Genomic DNA, 17,702 nt, shown 5'->3' with positions numbered 1-17,702 from the left:
AGCAGCTGCTGACCCAAACTGTTAGATGGACAACGTTTTGATTCCAACCATTGAAACCCAACGCCTTCGTCTGCGGGCATTTCGGGATTCAGATCTCGATGGGTATGCTGAGTATTTGTCCGACCCTGGCGTCGTTTGCTACTTGGGCCACGGTCAACCGCTGTCTCGGAAAGAGACCTGGTGTCAGATGGCGATGTTTCTGGGGCATTGGTCTCTGAGGGGTTACGGTATGTGGGCCGTTGAGAACCGACAGAGCTTGGAGTTCCTGGGGAGAGTTGGATTCCATCACCCAGAGGGTTGGCCTGGTTTCGAGATAGGCTGGGTGTTGGGGAAACAGCACTGGGGCAAGGGCTTTGCGACTGAAGCCGGACGTGTTGCGTTAGCGTTTGCGTTCACAAAGCTGGGGCGCGATTCTGTAATCAGCTTGATTCACCCACAGAATGCAGCTTCAATTGCAGTCGCAAAGCGGCTTGGCCTGAGCTTTCACTCAGAAATTGAGGTCGGAGGAATTGAGGTAGTCGTCTATCGTGTCACAGAAGCTGAATTCTGCGCCATCTAACAATGACTCTGTACATAGGCAACCAAAGAACTCACTTTGTCCGCTTAGTTCTTTGGCAATGAGTGCTAGCGCTGGTATGCCATATTTGATTAGTGAAGACAACTTGAAAGAACCAGGCATTTGAACTTATTTCGCTACAGGAAACTTCTTTCTTGCTGCTTAATTACAGGTACTGGGTCTGTTGCCCAAATTTACACAGACGTTACTGCTCGAAGGCACGAGTCGATTGGGCCTACTACGCTACATGATTTTGTCGTGGCAAAAGCCTGACAACCACTAAGTTACCCCTTTCTCCGAGGATAGATGGAGAGCAGCTTAGGATTGATTTCGACATCCTGGGGCCGCTGAATATTCCAGGCCAACCCCAATATTTGTAAACTGCGAATCAACCACCAGCCTGGATCTGCTTGATGAGGATCATGCCCTAACCGAGCTGAGTTAGGAAAGGCATGGTGATTATTGTGCCAACATTCCCCCATAGTGAGCAGTCCCAAGCCTGGGACGTTATAGCCTTGCACTCCTGCGCCATCAATATGCCAATCGCGATGGCCCCACCGATGGGCAAAGTAGCCTACCAGCCAGTGCCCAGTGATACAAACACTCACGCGGACGCAGATTCCCCAGACCACCCAAGACCAACCTCCAATGATGTAGAACACCATTCCCCAGAGTGCTTGCTGTAAAAATCGAGTTTTTTCTAACCATTTGTAGAACCCGTTAGTTGCAACCCGTCTTTCATAGTGGATGGCCGGGGGATATCGAAGATACAGATCGCAATGCAACAGCCAAAACCAGTCTTTGCAGAGGTTCTGGCGGCTGGCAAAATAATCATGACAGTGAGGTTGTCGTTGCGCCCAGTCCCGGAGCTCATGCATTCGGATAATCGAAAACGGCCCCGCAAACCCCATCAAGGTGCCGCAGTAGACCATGACCTGTTCTAACCATTGGGGACAGTCAAAGCTGTTATGGATTAAGCGACGATGCATACCCACGGAATGCCCCGCACAGAGGGTGATCACGCTGGTGACGGCAAACAATAGAAATGCATCCCCTGTGAAGGTTAATGGTCCACCAAGCAGCGCTCCCAAATACATGCTGCTTATCCAAGCCGACTTCTGGGGAGACCAACGGACCTGGCCCAAGCAAGGATCAACTTTGCGATCGCAAGCTTGAATTCTGGCGATATCATGGGCAGTGTTCATCGGGCGTCACCAAATGCTGGTCCCCTTTATCTAAACCGGGCCAAGGTTGAGATTACGGTTGGGCAAGAGGGGACTTAGGGATGACTTGGGGGTGAGTTTGAGCCCATGGATGGACGATACAATTTGAGCAAAGCCTCTGCACGAAACAATGGCCCGATCCCTGCGCGTCACCATCGACAACCTGCCAAAAGTGAAACTGGCTTTGCAACGGAACGGGTACCCCAGTCAAAAGACCTTCGCTGCCGACATTGGCCCATCCCTCTCCACCGTCAAGAATTTTTTGGGCGGTAAACCCATTGACTACGAAAACTTCCGGGAAATCTGTGATCAACTGGGGTTAGATTGGCAAGCGATTGCCTACACAGAGTCCCCATCGGTATTGGATGCTCCTCCCGCTGCCCTGGAAGCATCACCATTTATCACCGGGACACCCATTCACCATCCCCGTCATTTCTTTGGTCGAGAGAGACCACTCAAACGCTGCTTTACCCTACTCAAACATCATCCATTGCAGAATATGGCAATCATGGGTCCACGACGGTCAGGGAAAACCTCGTTTCTCCGCTACCTGGCGACTATCACCACGGCTTCGCCGGATCAACTGCGCCCCCACCAAGAGCATAATTGGTTGCCGCGTCCAGATCTTTACAACTGGATTTTTGTCGATTTTCAAGATACCCGCATGTCCAGCCAGGATAAACTACTGGGCCATTTACTCTCGGCACTGAGGCTGCCAGTTCCCGATGCCCTGGATTTAGATGGCTTTATGGATCGGGTCAGTGGTGCAGTCCATCAGCCCACCGTTATCCTGCTAGACGAAATTGGAGTGGGTTTGCAGCGCTGTCCTGAGCTAGACGATGCCTTTTGGGAAAGCCTCCGGTCGTTAGCCACCAATCAAACGGCGGGCAATTTGGCCTTTGTTATCTCTGCCCCAGAAACTCCAATGGAACTGGCCCAACACAGTGGCTTCAGCTCGCCCTTTTTCAATATCTTTGGCTATTCCACGACCTTAGACCCTTGGCAGCAGCAAGATACCTTAGACCTAATGGCGAGTTCACCGATTCCCTTTACGGACGCGGATCAAGCTTGGATTTGTCAGCAGAGTGGGGGTTGGCCGTTCCTGGCTCAAATTTTATGTTCTGAACGTTTGTTTGCCTTGGACAATGATGAAACGGGGACGGCGTGGCAAACCGAAGGGTTGAAACAGATTGAGCCCTATCGCTATTTGTTGGATCAAAGATAACGGTGGCGCGCTACACCCATGCTCCACACCTGCATCCCAACTTGTTTTGGGGCAGTTTACATCTGCTCTGTTGGTTCTTTTTCCATCCTTCGGCCTGGAAACATCACCTGCGCCCCATCAATCTGCGCCCTGATTTTTGCCTAGCTGAGATCGACTGGCGACAACCCCAACCTTTAGTACTCAAACGGCTTTTGATACAAGGGTATGTGATTCTGCCCCTGCTGGTGGGGATTGTTGTTGGTGTTGGGCTATGGGGATTTGGTGTGTCTGGCACTGATATGGCTTTTGGAATAGCGGTGGGTATGGCTGCGAGTGGCGCTGGTAGCTTAGCCGGGGGGATGGTGGTGGGCGTCGCCGTTAGTTTAGCCAGCAGTTTTATCGGCGGAATGGTGGTGGGACTGCTATTTGGGGCCATGCTGGGAACGACCACCCTTGCTGATCTGGGTTGGGGCTCAGCCGCAGCCAGTGTGGGGGTGTTGCAGAGTTTTATTCACCCGGTGTCTTTAGTGGGGATTAATGCCTCAAATGTGGCGGCCAGCGTAGCCGTGAGTTTGTCACCTCGGAGAAGCGATCGCATTCCCGTATCGCAAAAAGTCGGCGGTGCAGTGTTGGGGATTGTCCTTAGCCTCAGCGGTCTATGGGCGGTGTCCCAAGCAACAACGCAGCTTCTCCGTCCGGGGGCAATTCCACTTAACGCCTTCTCTTTTACCCTCCTAGGCTTGGGAATGGGGTGCTTTTACGGTATTGCCCTGGGATGGCGAACGCAGCGATGGCGGATTGCAATCCCGATGTGCCTTGGGTTAGGAGCCTGCATTGGCACAGCAGTGGGACTGGGCTTAAACGTTGACAGTATTGTGGTTCGGGGTATGGCGATTGGCGGTGGTAATGCCCTACTTTTAACCACCTTATTTGCCCTGCCCTATGTGCTGACGGAATCCATCGCTGGTCCTTGGATTGCCGCAGTTGTGGGCACCATTGGCAGTGGCGGCGTGTATATCATTTTTGCCAGCCTGATTGGTGGGCTGTCCCTGCAGTTGACGTTACCGCTCAGTCTAGTTTGCATCGCTTTGGGATTAACGATGGCCCAGTGGCGACCTATTTTGCTGTATCCCGTACAAGTCTTGTGGAATCAGTGCCTGTATCGCCTCGATACCCAAAGAACGGAGCATCAATCTAGCTACCTCCGATGGCATACGGTGTTTTGGGATGAGTTTCAATATTTGCCGTTAGTCGGGCTAGATCAGCATTTAGTCCTGGCTCTAGAGAGTTGGTCACGAGAGGGACAAGCAGCCATCGACTTTATTGATCACACACCGCAACGATGGGCGGCTCACCAGGCTCAAGTGGAGCTGAATATTCGTAAGTTAGAGCAATGCCAAACAATCGCAGATATCTGCCAGGTTCAGAAGAAGATTCTGGGTGAAGAGACGGAGGAAAGTTATCTATTCCGCATCTGTAAGCAGATGAGTTTGGATGTGGATGCTGCCTTACAGCAAAGGAGTTCCTACAATCAGCGGTTGGCTCTGAGTGCGATCTTGGAACGATTGGATGCTCAGCGGCAGGTGATACGAGGGGATGCGGCCTATGTCCTGCGACCAGCAAACAACGGCCATCGCACTGCCAGGTTCCGCACTATTTTTCAGGCCTGGCATCAGATCATTTCCCAACAGATTGAAACCCTCCAAACCGAGACGGACCAGAACCAAGAAATTGACTCGCCCTACATTATCGGTATCCCGTTAACCGGGCAACAAGCGCTGTTTGTGGGTCGGACAGACATTAGCCAGCGGATTGAACAACTAGTGCGCGATGATCGCAGTCCGGCTTTGTTGCTGTATGGGCAGCGACGTATGGGTAAAACATCACTGCTCAATAATTTGGGGCGTTTGCTCCCCCAGACGATTATTCCCTTGTTTGTGGATCTGCAAGGGTCGGCATCGCGGGCTCAGGATCATACAGGCTTTCTATATAACCTCGCTAAAGCCATGTCAGCCGCTGCAAACCAGTATCGCGGTGTTAAATTCCCCCCTTTGGAACGAAGCGATTTGGCGGTTGATCCATTTACCCAGTTTGAAGAATGGCTGGATCAGGTAGCGGTTCTGCTGGGCAATCGGACGGCATTGCTGGCCTTAGATGAGTTTGAAGTTTTAGTGGGTGCCTTTGAGCAGGGACGGTTCGATGAAGCAGCTATTTTGGGGATGCTACGTCATCTGATGCAGCATCGCCCTCAGTTTAAGGTCTTGCTCTCGGGCACTCATACCCTGGAAGCGTTCAAAAGTTGGGCTAGCTATCTGATTAACCTGCAGGTGGTTCCGGTCAGTTATTTGACGGGACCAGAAGCGCTGCAGCTGATCACAAGTCCTATCCCTGAGTTTGAGTTGCAATATGAGTCTGATGCAGTGCAGCGGGTAATAGCGTTAACCCACTGCCATCCTTTTTTGATCCAACTTCTCTGTGCTGAAATTATTGCCCTTAAAAATGAACAAGACGTTGCTATCCGACGGCGGGCATCCCTCGCAGATGTGGAAGCAGCGGTTCCCCAGGCTTTGACCAGTGCCAGTTTCTTCTTTGCCGATATTGAGCAAAATCATGTCAGTGCAGATGGATTAGCGATTCTGCGGTATGTGGCTGCGCAGGGAGAAGGAAATGGGGTTGCTGCTAGTGAACTCTCCCAATATCTAAACAAGCCAGTAGATGGCCTAATTCATCGCCTGATACAACGAGACCTTATTCAACCTATAAATGAAGGGTATTGCTTCCAGGTGGAGTTAATTCGACGCTGGTTTATAAGGTTCCCAAAAGCATAGACAATGCAAAAAAATCAGGCAAAGCCTTTTTCAAGAGAAGGTTAATCACGTTGCTTCAGTGATATCGAATCCTGAAACTCTTATAAAGAGAAATTATGATTTTTGTCTAAAAATCACTCTTAAAGCGAACGTTGATCATTAGAATATTGGCGACGGAGAGATCGATTTGAAGAAACATGCAAGCGTTGTAAATACTTTGTAAATTTTTGTTTTAATTGACATAATTTATAGATTTTGAGTCGATAAATGTGTATAGACACAAAATTGTATTCTGCAAAAAAGTCAACCAGATACTCGTGAAAGATTTTATTTTTCGGCTTCAATATAATCAGAAAAATCTCTATTTCTCTAAGTGGATAATTAAAGTGTCTTGATATGTGGAATAGAATTTGGGTTGTTTGACTTGCAATTTATTCTATTTATTGCACTCTCATCCATTAGAACGATAGTCATTAGTATAAATATCTTAAAAGCTTAAGTTGTCTATATTCATAGAGAATAAAATTGGAGGGAACTCTGTAGATCCATTGTAGAAAGGTAAAAATAAGATTTTTTAGTTGTAATTTTTAGACTCAATAAAGGTTGTTATATTGAATTATTGGGCAGTTTGTCGCGAATTCAAAAAACGAATGACAAGAAAAATACTCAGTCAACCCTAAATGTATTTTAATAAAAAATGCATCCTGAATTCAGTTATTTAAATATAAAAAAATAAAAGTTGTCAGGAAATTTAGCCAGAATATTTTTATGCAAAACTTGTGATTGATATAGCAGATAATTGTGAATCACAGGAGCATTTTTGAATTTCATACGAATTTATTTTGGTAAATCAATAATGGAAATATTAGCTTTTTTGTAAGTCAGAAAACCTCATCGTCAAGGAGAAAATACCTATGAATATTATGTTCATGCTCTATCGCTCAGGGAAATTGATTAGAAATATCCTATTAATGGCTTTTATGGTTGTACTCTACACCAGTGAAGCCAGAGCCCAAGACTTCCACGATCCTGAATCACTCTCCTGGAAGTTTCGCTATGGTGCTTCTGATTCTGCCTTTTCTAGGGTTTGGGAAAGCTATAAAGATGATGGATTTATTCCCATCGATATTGAAATGGATAATGGTGGAGCTGATTATTCAGGGGTTTGGCAAAAGAACACTGATGGTCGCCAATGGGCAAGTTGGCGTCGACTTACGTCCGATCAATTTCATGATAGGTGGAACGAATACCGTGAAAAGGGTTTTCGTCCAATTGATCAAGATGCTGAAGTGATTGATGGTCAATTACGCTACTCATTGATCATGGTTGAGAACAAAGAAGGACTGAATTGGGTTTCTAATCGTAACTTAACCAATGAGCAATTCTCTGAAAAATTTGAAGCAAACAAAGGAAAATTTAAGCCAATTGATATCGATGCGATCGAAGTACGCGGCCGTATGCTTTATTCCATCATCTGGGTTGAAAATACCTCCAACCAAGACTGGGTCGAACTACGAGATATGACTCCAAAGAACTATGGCCAAAACTTTGAAAAATACAGTGAGCAAGGCTATCGCGTTAGTGATCTAGATTGTTATGAACGCAATGGTAATTTAGCCTATGCTGCCATTTGGGAAAAGAATCAGCCCGGACGGGGCTGGGTTGCACTACGACAGATGTCTTCACAAGACTTACGGAATAACTGGCATAAGTATTCTGACCAAGGTATGCGCATTGTTGATATAGAAAAGTGTCCTTCCATCAATGGTAGGGGTACCCAATATGCTGCTGTCTGGCGTGAGAATAATACCCGCTATGACTGGAAAGGGCGCACTGACGCTCAAAAGGCGCTATCAGATTTTGCAGGCAATGCTAATATTCCCGGCGTGGGTGCAGCAATTATCCGCAATGGTAAGGTCATTTTTCAAAGCGGAGCTGGCTTTGCTGACAAAGATAAAAATATAACGGCACACAGCGGCACAATATATCGCCTTGCATCGATAGCTAAACCAGTGACTGGTACCTTGGCATACGACATGGAAGAGGCTGGTATTATCGACTTGGATGATCGCACTGATACTATTATTTCTGACCTAGGAACACAGCATGACCACACAGTTCGTCAGTTATTACAGAATCTGAGCTGTGTGAAGCATTACTCAGACGGGGATGATAACGGTACTCAAGTACAGTACAACTCGTCTCAATCTGCGCTAAATTCACATTTGGGCGGAGTTATCAAAACCAATACCTGGATTTCTACGGATTGCTCGCCGGGAGCGTTTATTTATTCTACCCATGGATATACACTAGCGGGTGCTGCATTAGAGATTGAAGCCGATGCAACCTTCGCTGATTTGATAAAAACTCGTATTGCTGATCCGTTGGGCCTCGATACGTTACGGGTTGAAGTACGTTCCTCTCCTGATTCTTCAGGAGAAAGAGCGACAATTAATGCAGGTTCTTCTAAGGTGAGCAATACACAGTTTGAGAACGTTAGCTGGAAGGCTGGTGGTAGCGGCATGGAATCCTCTGCCCGTGACCTTGCCCTTTTTGGTGATGGTGTTCTGCGTGATCGCTATTTCCCGAGAGCTACACGCGATATCATGTGGAGCGGGGGGACTATAAACGGCCAAGCCAATGGTTGGGATTTAAATAGCGGGCCAACTCAAGCTTCCAAGACAGGAAGCAACCAGGGATCTAACTCGCACATTCGCATAGATATTGCCAATGGAATAACTGTTGTCGCATTGACCAACACTAAAAATCCTTCTGTCAATACTAAGGTTTTGACCCAACAGCTCCTGGATATAGCACGCGCTAACCCATAAGTGAGACTCAATTCATACCAATTCGGGACATTTGCCAATTGACCTGTGTTCGAGATAAGCCAAAATTCTTATTCTGACGTGGCTGAAATCTTCATGCTCCCGTAGAGAGACCTCAAAAATGGGCTTGACCTGAGTTCAGGTCAATTCTTTGGAGAGATGGGTCAAGATTGAAAATAGCCTCTGGGAGTAATCATCCAATCTTGATGAAACCGAGTGGTTGCATTACCGATGATCACCGTACTGAGCATATCTACGGGCAGAGTATCCAGCTCAGCTAGCGTTCCCAAATGAGTAGTTTGGTCAGGACGATACACCGATCGCACCACGGCTACGGGAGTTTGTGGATCTCGATGTTGCAAACAGATTTGCTGAGCTTTGAGTAGATGTTCGATTCGTTTTTGCGATCGCGGATTGTACAGTGCCATCACAAAGTCGGCAGCAGCCGCAGCCTCCAAACGCTTTTCAATTACAGGCCAGGGAGTGAGCAAATCACTGAGGCTAATGGCACAAAAGTCATGCATTAATGGCGTACCGACCTGGGATGCAGCTGCTTGCAAGGCAGAAATACCGGGAAAAATTTGGACGTTAGGAGTCTGTCCATCCCAATCATTCTGTTGCAACGCTTCCATCACCAAGCCGGCCATGCCATAGATACCGGCATCACCAGAAGAAATCACGGCAACAGTCAGGCCCCACTGAGCTAAATCGATGGCTCGTTGGGCGCGTTGGCGTTCTTGGGTAATGGGGGACTGTTCGATGATTTGACCGGGACGAAACTGCGATCGCACCAAATCCACATAGAGGGTATAACCAATCACTACATCTGCTTGAGTAATGGCAGTTTTGGCCGCAGGGGTCATTTGCTCTAGAGCACCCGGCCCCGTTCCCACTAGCAGCAGTTGTCCCGTTCGCCCAATATATTCCTGCGCAGCTTGAGCGATGGCAATGGTGACCGCTCCAGGTTGTGCCGGGTCTTTGAAGATTTGCTTGGTGACCAGTAGGGTGGTTTGCTGGGCAGCTTTAAGGACAGCGGCTTCAGCCACGCTGGATGTCCCCACTTCGGCCTTGACGACCTCGGAAGGGGTGGGGACTTCTACGGTCTTTAAGTCTTCAGGGGAATAGCATTGCAGAGGCCAGTTGGCCTGTTGGCAGAGGTCCACTAACCCGACTTCATCCGCTTTCAGGTCTAGGGTGGCAATCCCAGCAATTGCCTGCCAAGCCAGTTGATATTGTTCACAGACTTGGTGCAGGGCCTGTTCCATCAGCTGTCTGGAGGTGCCTCGCTCACAACCTATGCCTACCCAGAGAACGCGAGGATGCCATTGGACGGTGGCTTGGTCTGAGGATAGGGCTTTAGAGCTGATCCAAATTTGGGGCGATTCGGTATCGCTAACGAATTTATAGGTATGAGATGGGGGTAAATGGGACTGCCATAGTTCTGAGCCAGCGGCTTGGTGAACAGTGACGGCTTCACCTCGGGCAATGGCACCAGCGATAGCGTTCCAGTCCCCAGCCCCTCGTTGCCAACCAAAGGGGATGCCGAGGGTATCAATGCTGGGCAAGTTAGCGGCATTGCTAGCCCCAGTAAGGATGGGGATAGCTCCGATCTGTTGGGCGAGGAGCTGGGTAAGTTGGTCCGCTCTCCCCAGGTGACCACTGCAGAGGCTGAGCACGAATTGGCCGGGTTCATCAAGGACGACAACGGCAGGATCTTGGGATTTGTCGGTTAGGAGGGGGGCGATTAGGCGAACAACGGCTCCAGTGGCGAGGCAAAAAATCAGTCCCTGGTGGTCGTTCCACAGGGTTTGGAGATGGTCTTTCAGAGAGCCTGTGTAGCCTTGGGTGTGGGGGAGGTGGGCAAGGGAGGCGGGGACCCAGAGGGTGGCTCCGGTTTGTTGGCAGAGGGGATGAAGGGTATGGACGGCGTTGGGGGTGGTGGCGAAGGCAGCTAAGGGCTGGAAGGCTTGAAGCAAACGTTGACTCAAGGGAATGTTCCGGTTAGGGCTAAGGGAGAAATATTAGGATAACAACAGGACTGAACCATAAATAGCCACAAGGCTGATTTTTGCCATGACCCTATCACCTGTGACGCTGCAACTCCCCTCATCTGTTTCGATGACGGATGAGCAGTTTTTTGAGTTTTGTCAGATGAATCAGGCGCTCAGAATTGAGCGCGATCGCACTGGAGTGATTTCCATTATGTCTCCCACTGGCTCTGAAACGGGCAATCGAGAAGTCAATATTTTGGGGCAGTTGTGGAATTGGGCGGAGCGGGATGGCAGTGGGTTGGTGTTTAGTTCGAGTGCGGGGTTTAAGTTATCCAGTGGGGCAGAAAGATCGCCGGATGCGGCTTGGATTAGTCTGGAGCGGTGGCAAGGGCTAACGTTGGAACAACAGCAGCGGTTTGCGCCGATTTGTCCTGATTTTGTGGTGGAGCTGCGATCGCCTTCGGATAGTTTGCAGCCGTTGCAAGACAAGATGACGGAATATTTAGCGGAGCCGGGATGTCGATTGGGGTGGCTAATTGATCGGCATCAGCGCCGGGTATTTGTGTATCGCCCTCAGCAAGACATTGAGTGCCTGCAGAGTCCAAGTCAGATCAGTGCTGAGCCTGAATTGTCAGGGTTTGTGTTGAATTTGACGAAGGTTTGGTGAGTCTGGGCGTGGGACGACTTTTTTGAGAACCATTGATGCTGCGAACAGGTTGCTTACGCTTCCCCAACCAGCCGTTTTAGTTCAGCATGATCGTCCTGTTGCTGTACATTCCAAATATCGTAGTCAGCCTGCATCCGCATCCAGGTCAACGGCTCTAGCCCCAGGACTCTAGAGAGCCGGACGGCCATGTCCGAACTGAGGGCAATTTTGCCATTAATTAAGCGTGAGAAGTTGCTTGGGCTGACGTTTAGGGCTTTGGCAACATCCGTTAGGGTTAAGTCGTTGGGTTTGATAAATAGCCCCTGAATCACTTCGCCAGGATGGGGTGGATTGTGCATCAGCATCAGTGATAGTCCTCATAATCAAGTTTTAAAACGTCTCCATCGACAAATTCAATTGAAATTTGTGCTCGGGCCTATCGACGTTTTTGTCAGCGGTATAAACCCAAGCCCAAACCACCCCAGAGAAACCATTGGGGAACAAAGTTGTTGGTGAAACTGAAGTTGAGACGGAAACTGCGCAAACCCTCCCCTGGGCAAACTCGGTTGCCTTGGGATGATTGGGAGGGTTTAGATCCTGAGATTCAAGCGGTGGCAATGAAGTTTGTATTAGCGAATTACTGGAATCCGGAGGTGGTGAGAACTCAATTCGACTCAAATTTCATACCACCATTGATAGAAATTAGGGTTGATAAAGAATCTTTGAAAAGATCGATTTTGTGTTGATGTATGTATCAAACAATGCTTCTACAATATTCAGGGCTATTTTGTGCAAACGTCTACAAGTCTGCACGTGCGAGAAGAGAATTCGTCACCCCCAATTCACTACGCCAATACATTTCTCCCCTCCTGTGAGCTGTGGGAAGTTCTCCAGTGATTTGGTTGAGGTCAAAAGTGAGTTGGTGAATAGGTAGCCACTTGCCTTTCTTTCTCCAGCCAACACAATCACCAAACTTGTCCCAATCACTATTGAAAAATCTAGGACTACCACATTTTTCCCAAATTTGCTTTTGCACACTGAAACCCCATTTTCCCTCACTGTATTTCACCCATAGATGATCCAGAATTTGTAGATCTTCATAAGGAAAAGTCTTCAAGTCATCGGCATCAAACCATTGCCCATCTTCTTTACCCACCGTAGTAATCATCAAGCGATAGGTTTCTTGATCGGCTTCTTGCCAATGTTGTGTTTTCAGCAATTCTTCCAAGGTTTGATACTTAGAATCTTGGATAATGGCAGACAGACTGTGTATGTCTACTTTGTCTGGTTTAGGATATTCCTTCAGGCAAACTGCTGCTAACTCCGCTGCTTCACTGTCTTGCTCACAAGCTTTAGTAATTACCTCCTGAAGCCTGGTGGGGGGCAGTTGAGCTGTATAAAGCAAAACGGTCTCTCGCCATTTGGCTTCGTTCCAGTTCCCTAACACCAAATTTGTATAGGGGTGACCATCTGCAGCCCCCTGAGGAATAGCTAACTGGTTAGCAGCAAAAAATCCTTGAAAACTTAAATGTGGAAATTCGTACTCCCCTTTCTCCCGTTCCACCAACAGCTCACTCACCTCAACCACTTGCTTAACCCATTCTTCAGCACTCACCTGCTCCTGTTGCCAAACTGGGAAATGGCGTAAAAATTCTTGTAAAGATGAATGGGCAATCGTTATATGCTGTTCTTTCACCATCTTGAGAGCAATTTTTTGCAAAATCCCCATGCTTTTAGAGAAAGACAAGTGCATGGGGATAAAGCGGGCTTTGGGACGGTCATCGAGCTGTAATTTGCAAATCCCTTGGTATAGCTCAAGTCGCTGCCGAGGGAGTTGTGTGGATGGGGCCAAACGATGAAATGTCACCAGCATATTGAGCAGCAGTGGATTCTCCGCTATCTCGCCTAGCTCTTCTCGTCGCTGGCGCAATTGGCTAATCAGATCTGCTGCTCGGTTCTCAGCCACTTGATCGGCATGTTTACGCTGCTTTCGACTACGGAAACATCTTTCCTGGCAGATGTACCACCGTTTAATAAAGCTCTCTTGCTGCTGTTCTGAAAACTTATTGATAAAAATGGGCACAGCAGGCTTTTGGGCTGTGTAGTCTTTATATCCGGCTGGGCGCGAAGTCAGGATAAAGACCGCTTCCTTATAGTCCTCCATCTGCTTACTGATCCAACGACTTACCTTGCTGCGCTGATTTTCAGGAACTTCGTCAAACCCATCCAATAGCACCAATACTGAGCCACTCTCTAGCTGTTTCTGCGCCCAGGCTGGGGGGCATTTCTCAGAGACATGGTTGAAAAGCTTTGGCAGATGAATCTCTGTAATCAGTTGAGGAAGACTCGGCAAAGTTTCTAACTTCCAAGTCTGTGCAAAATTTCTCAAACGCAACAGAATAGGCGTTAGTTTTGGCGCACCCCGGCGTCGATATTTCTCTTGGGCATAAATCAAAATAATATGTCGCAGCAAGGTTGTTTTGCCCATCCCGCCCTTGGCAAGAATCACCATTCTCTTGAACTTGCGATCTTGACGAGTTCTCCCCAACAATCGCCAGATATCCAAAGAATCTGGTTTAGAAGCAGTCTCTGTTGCCAGTGGGTTCCCTTTACGATGCTCACCAAACTCCATAACTCCAGCACCACTCAGATCTAAAGGCACAAAAACCTCTTCTAAAAGTGGAATTGCAGTGTTATCTGGGTTAAAACCTTCAGTAATTGCTTCCTCGCAAAGATTAGCCTGACGTTGAAGATATACACGGGTAAAATCTGACCGAAACGCTGCCCAAGTATTGAGCAGAGATTGCTCGGCCATATTGATGCTCCAATCCAGAACCTGATCAATCTTCGGAGCTAATTTTTTCCCAATTTTGATGGCTAACCAAATACTAGCAGCGCCAATAAAACACAAACCTGCATCAGTCCATTGATTCTCTCGTGCTTTAGTAATACCGACGAAAGATAACGCTCCTGGAGCACCAAAAGTGACTAACTTATTGTCTAGTAACTCAAAAACCTTCTCGATATTGGTAGGCGTATAATTGAGCGAATCTTCAGGCATAACGACTACAAGCACAAATCTACCTATAGTTTTAAACCTGTACTGCCTGGAATAAGCCTTTTCTTAAAATAAAGTCGCTATTTTTTGGCAGCAGACCAACATGAATTAGCCATAGAACAGCACTAGGAATCGTAGAAATAGGATGCTAATTCTGAGATAGGTATGTATGGGCTTGCTTGCCGAAAAATCGCACGGCAAGTTCACGTCGAAAGTTGCTTGTGGTTAGGAATCGTCAGTGTTTGCTTGCCCATCTCTGTCAAACGTTGCAGCTTAATATGACTGCTTGGGATAGTGAAACTATTGCTAGGATGGAAATCGAATCTCATTAGGACTCTAATTTAACCGTGCCCCCCATAAAGCGAATCCAAGCTGATATCGAAGCACTTTCTCCTGAAGATTTTGTCCGATTAAGAGAGTGGTTTGCCCACAAAGATTGGCAACTGTGGGACCAACAGCTAGAAGCTGACGTTGCAGCAGGTAAACTGGATTTCTTGCTTGAAGAAGCAATGGCAGCCAAATCCCAAGGCCAACTTCAAGATCTATAAGTGCATCGAACGACACCACAGTTCTGGAAACGGTTTTCGACCCTGCCCCAAACAATCCAGAACCTAGCCCGAAAAAACTTTGACCTACTCAAAGCTGATTCATCCCATCCTTCTCTCAATTTCAAGAAAGTCGGTAAATATTGGTCAGTAAGAGTCGGCCTCAGTCATCGTGCTCTTGCTGTAGAAGACGGCCCAGACTTTATCTGGGTCTGGATTGGGGGCCATGATGAATATGACAGACTAATTCGCTAATCTAAGAAATATTCCTTATTCTCTTTGAACTATCATTTATCTGGATTTATCCCAAGACTGCTGCAAGAGCTGGCTGGGCAACCAGACCAAATTCTGCCGGGTCTTCTCCATCTAGATGTAGGCTAACCGCCTCAACCAAATTCTGTGATACTTCATCCAAGGTTTTACCCTGAGTCACCACAGCAATTTCCATACACTCAGCCACGTAACTTTCTTCTTCATCTAATCGAATGTAGGCATGTATATTTTGCTGCAAAGGGTTCACGCTAGAGTCCTTTCAGTTGAGATATTGTGATTCTAGCAGCAGCTTTGGGAGGCTATTCCTAGATGTCTCGTTCATCTCCCAATCAAGTCAACCACGATAAGGTAAATCAATAGCGTTAGCCTTATCCCATTGGCTGCAAAAGAGGTATTTTTAGTGATGCAAGAGTGATAAGGGAGAAATATTAGGATAACAACAGAACTGAACTATAAATGGCCGCAAGGCTAATTTTTGCCATGCCCCTATCACCTGTGACGCTGCAACTCCCCTCATCTGTTTCGATGACGGATGAGCAGTTTTTTGAGTTTTGTCAGCTGATCAATCCCTGAGAATTGAGCGCGATCTCACTGGAGTGATTTCCATGATGTCTCCCACTGGCTCTGAAACGGGCAATCGAGACGTCAATATTTTGGGGTAAGAACTGGGCGGTGTGGGATGGTAGGGGGATGGTGTTTAGCTCTAGTGCTCCTAGTCGACTACCCTAGAGCAACATCTAGATACATCATCATTACAAACCCCAGCATGATACCGAGGGTACCTTCCTGTTGAATGCCCTTACGGCTGGTTTCGGGGATAATTTCATCACTAATGACAAATAGCATAGCTCCTGCAGCAAAGGCCATTGCCCAGGGCAATAGGGGTTGGGCCAGGCTGATAATACTAGCCCCCACAACACCGCCGACAGGTTCTACTAAGCCCGTAAGAAAAGCTACCCCCAAGGCATAAAGTGACGAGTAGTTGAGCGATCGCAAGGCCACAGCCACAACAAGTCCTTCAGGTATATTCTGCAAGCCAATGCCAATGGCAAGCGCAATCCCACTCGACAGGGAACCTCCACTAAACCCAACGCCTACCGCCATTCCTTCTGGGAAATTGTGAAGGGTAATCGCGACCACAAATAGCCATATGCGAGCCAAATTAGAAGTGGAGGGGCCTTCCTGGCCTTTGAAAAAATGTTCATGGGGAAAGTTGTTATGGGCCAGCCACAAGAACCCACCTCCTAGCAAAATACCCAACACCATAATTAGGGCAGCCTGGGTTTCGGTATTGCCTTGGCCTATTGCTAAATCTGTTCCTGGCACAATCAGAGAAAAGGCCGTGGCTGCCAACATAACACCGCCACCAAAGCCGAGAAAAATACCTTGCAGGCGATCCGTCAGAGTTTTGATGAATAATACAGGCAATGCACCGATGCCGGTTGCCATACCAGCCCCTAAACTAGCGACTGACCCCATCACGATTAGATTCATACAGCCTGCTCCAAAGATTGTTGCATTTGGGATTAACCTGAGTACAATTCCATCACTTTAGAAATAGGCATTCGGGATAATGCGGCCAGAGTGAGGGCAGACCGATGGCCTCGATCCAAATGTTCTGCGCCTGCACAGGCGATCATCGCGGCATTATCTGTACAAAGAGATAAGGGGGGAAAGAGAACCTGAAGATTTTTTTTCTGGGCCGCTGCTGATAACTGATCCCGCAGGGCACTATTTGCAGCAACGCCACCGCCAACGGCAATGGTGAATAGACCATGGTCCACCGCACAGTTGATGGTGCGGCGAGTTAATGCTTTGGCAACAGTGTGTTGAAAGCTGGCGGCAATATCAGCAACCGGGAGGTCTTCACCTCGCTGTCGAAGGGATTCTACCAAACGGAGAACGGCTGTTTTTAGGCCACTAAAGCTAGAGTCATAAGGATGAAAGCCGCCCTCAGGTAAAGAGATTTTCCCTTCAGGTAAGTTAAACGCCTGGGAATTGCCTGATATGGCAATCCGGTCAATGGCAGGTCCACCGGGATAGCCTAAGTCCAGCAGGCGAGCAACTTTGTCAAAGGCTTCACCAGCCGCATCGTCTCGGGTTTGGCCTAGGGTATGGTATTGGCCACAGCCTTCCACCTGAATCAGGCTAGTATGGCCTCCTGACACTAATAAGCAGAGAAAAGGCGGTACTAAATCAGGATTTTGGAGGTAGGATGCGCAAATATGTCCTTCTAAATGGTGAACCCCAATCAGGGGTTTGTGGTGCAGCATCACTAAGGTCTTGGCGGCGGTTAACCCCACGAGCAATGCTCCTACCAGTCCTGGCGCACAAGTCACAGCAATGCCATCAATGTCTTGCCAGTCTGTTTTTGCTTGGGATAATGCTTCTGCAACCACATCATTGATGGATTCCACGTGGTGGCGAGAGGCAACCTCTGGTACCACACCTCCATAGGGCCGATGAATGTCGATTTGGGACGCAACAATATTACTTAAAATGTGACGTTTTTTTACAACTGCAGCGGCAGTTTCATCACAACTCGTTTCAATTGCTAAAACTGTTGCCATA

14 protein-coding genes are annotated in these 17,702 nt (G+C 47.9%); 7 read left to right on the top strand and 7 right to left on the bottom strand.

Features of this window, described 5'->3' with window-relative positions; all coding sequences use genetic code 11:
• Nucleotides 1-37: 37 nt before the first annotated feature.
• A complete protein-coding gene (locus Q0986_RS17760) occupies nucleotides 38-559 on the top strand; it encodes a GNAT family N-acetyltransferase (RefSeq protein ID WP_299413626.1) in 522 nt (173 codons plus the stop codon).
• A 281-nt stretch (nucleotides 560-840) separates the two neighbouring features.
• Here Q0986_RS17760 and Q0986_RS17755 read toward each other — a convergent pair whose 3' ends face one another.
• Nucleotides 841-1,761, bottom strand: a complete 921-nt coding sequence (locus Q0986_RS17755; protein ID WP_299413622.1) for an acyl-CoA desaturase — start codon at nucleotides 1,759-1,761, stop codon at nucleotides 841-843.
• Nucleotides 1,762-1,909: 148 nt separating this feature from the next.
• Here Q0986_RS17755 and Q0986_RS17750 point away from each other — a divergent pair, with 148 nt between their 5' ends.
• The 3 genes from Q0986_RS17750 (at nucleotide 1,910) to Q0986_RS17740 (ending at nucleotide 8,621) form a co-directional block, all read left to right on the top strand.
• Nucleotides 1,910-3,004: an ATP-binding protein gene (locus Q0986_RS17750; RefSeq protein ID WP_299413618.1), complete on the top strand. Its 1,095-nt coding sequence runs from the start codon at nucleotides 1,910-1,912 to the stop codon at nucleotides 3,002-3,004.
• A gap of 2 nt (nucleotides 3,005-3,006) precedes the next feature.
• Complete coding sequence (locus Q0986_RS17745; RefSeq protein WP_299413615.1) at nucleotides 3,007-5,811, top strand: ATP-binding protein; 2,805 nt, start codon at nucleotides 3,007-3,009, stop codon at nucleotides 5,809-5,811.
• An 893-nt stretch (nucleotides 5,812-6,704) separates the two neighbouring features.
• Entirely contained in the window at nucleotides 6,705-8,621 is a 1,917-nt protein-coding gene (locus tag Q0986_RS17740) for a serine hydrolase (RefSeq protein WP_299413612.1), read from the top strand.
• 161 nt (nucleotides 8,622-8,782) lie between these two features.
• Here the strand turns inward: Q0986_RS17740 and cobJ are convergent, their stop codons facing one another.
• Nucleotides 8,783-10,606, bottom strand: a complete 1,824-nt coding sequence (gene cobJ, locus Q0986_RS17735) for a precorrin-3B C(17)-methyltransferase (RefSeq protein ID WP_299413609.1) — start codon at nucleotides 10,604-10,606, stop codon at nucleotides 8,783-8,785.
• Between the two features lie 85 nt (nucleotides 10,607-10,691).
• Between cobJ and Q0986_RS17730 the strand changes: the two genes are divergently transcribed.
• A complete protein-coding gene (locus tag Q0986_RS17730) occupies nucleotides 10,692-11,276 on the top strand; it encodes a Uma2 family endonuclease (RefSeq protein WP_299413606.1) in 585 nt (194 codons plus the stop codon).
• Nucleotides 11,277-11,329: 53 nt separating this feature from the next.
• Here the strand turns inward: Q0986_RS17730 and Q0986_RS17725 are convergent, their stop codons facing one another.
• Nucleotides 11,330-11,620, bottom strand: a complete 291-nt coding sequence (locus tag Q0986_RS17725; protein ID WP_299413602.1) for a HigA family addiction module antitoxin — start codon at nucleotides 11,618-11,620, stop codon at nucleotides 11,330-11,332.
• Between the two features lie 434 nt (nucleotides 11,621-12,054).
• Nucleotides 12,055-14,316, bottom strand: coding sequence for a GUN4 domain-containing protein (locus Q0986_RS17720; protein WP_299413599.1), 2,262 nt, complete (start codon nucleotides 14,314-14,316; stop codon nucleotides 12,055-12,057).
• A gap of 344 nt (nucleotides 14,317-14,660) precedes the next feature.
• Between Q0986_RS17720 and Q0986_RS17715 the strand changes: the two genes are divergently transcribed.
• Nucleotides 14,661-14,861: a hypothetical protein gene (locus Q0986_RS17715; RefSeq protein WP_299413596.1), complete on the top strand. Its 201-nt coding sequence runs from the start codon at nucleotides 14,661-14,663 to the stop codon at nucleotides 14,859-14,861.
• Nucleotides 14,862-15,113 carry a hypothetical protein gene (locus Q0986_RS23035; protein WP_366918619.1) on the top strand — a complete coding sequence of 84 codons (252 nt, stop codon included), beginning with the start codon at nucleotides 14,862-14,864 and terminating at the stop codon, nucleotides 15,111-15,113.
• 46 nt (nucleotides 15,114-15,159) lie between these two features.
• Here Q0986_RS23035 and Q0986_RS17710 read toward each other — a convergent pair whose 3' ends face one another.
• The 3 genes from Q0986_RS17710 to tsaD all read right to left on the bottom strand — a co-directional run bounded on the left by Q0986_RS17710 (nucleotide 15,160) and on the right by tsaD (nucleotide 17,701).
• Entirely contained in the window at nucleotides 15,160-15,378 is a 219-nt protein-coding gene (locus tag Q0986_RS17710; RefSeq protein ID WP_299413592.1) for a type II toxin-antitoxin system HicB family antitoxin, read from the bottom strand.
• A 473-nt stretch (nucleotides 15,379-15,851) separates the two neighbouring features.
• Complete coding sequence (locus Q0986_RS17705) at nucleotides 15,852-16,625, bottom strand: ZIP family metal transporter (RefSeq protein WP_299413588.1); 774 nt, start codon at nucleotides 16,623-16,625, stop codon at nucleotides 15,852-15,854.
• Between the two features lie 32 nt (nucleotides 16,626-16,657).
• A complete protein-coding gene (gene tsaD / locus Q0986_RS17700) occupies nucleotides 16,658-17,701 on the bottom strand; it encodes a tRNA (adenosine(37)-N6)-threonylcarbamoyltransferase complex transferase subunit TsaD (protein ID WP_299413584.1) in 1,044 nt (347 codons plus the stop codon).
• Between the last annotated feature and the right edge of the window lies 1 nt (nucleotide 17,702).

The sequence above is a fragment of the Acaryochloris sp. IP29b_bin.148 genome (genome assembly GCF_028285565.1).
Classification (GTDB): Bacteria; Cyanobacteriota; Cyanobacteriia; order Thermosynechococcales; family Thermosynechococcaceae; genus Acaryochloris.
Note: the sequence above shows the minus strand (reverse complement) of the source record. Positions and strands in the feature narration are given on the sequence as shown.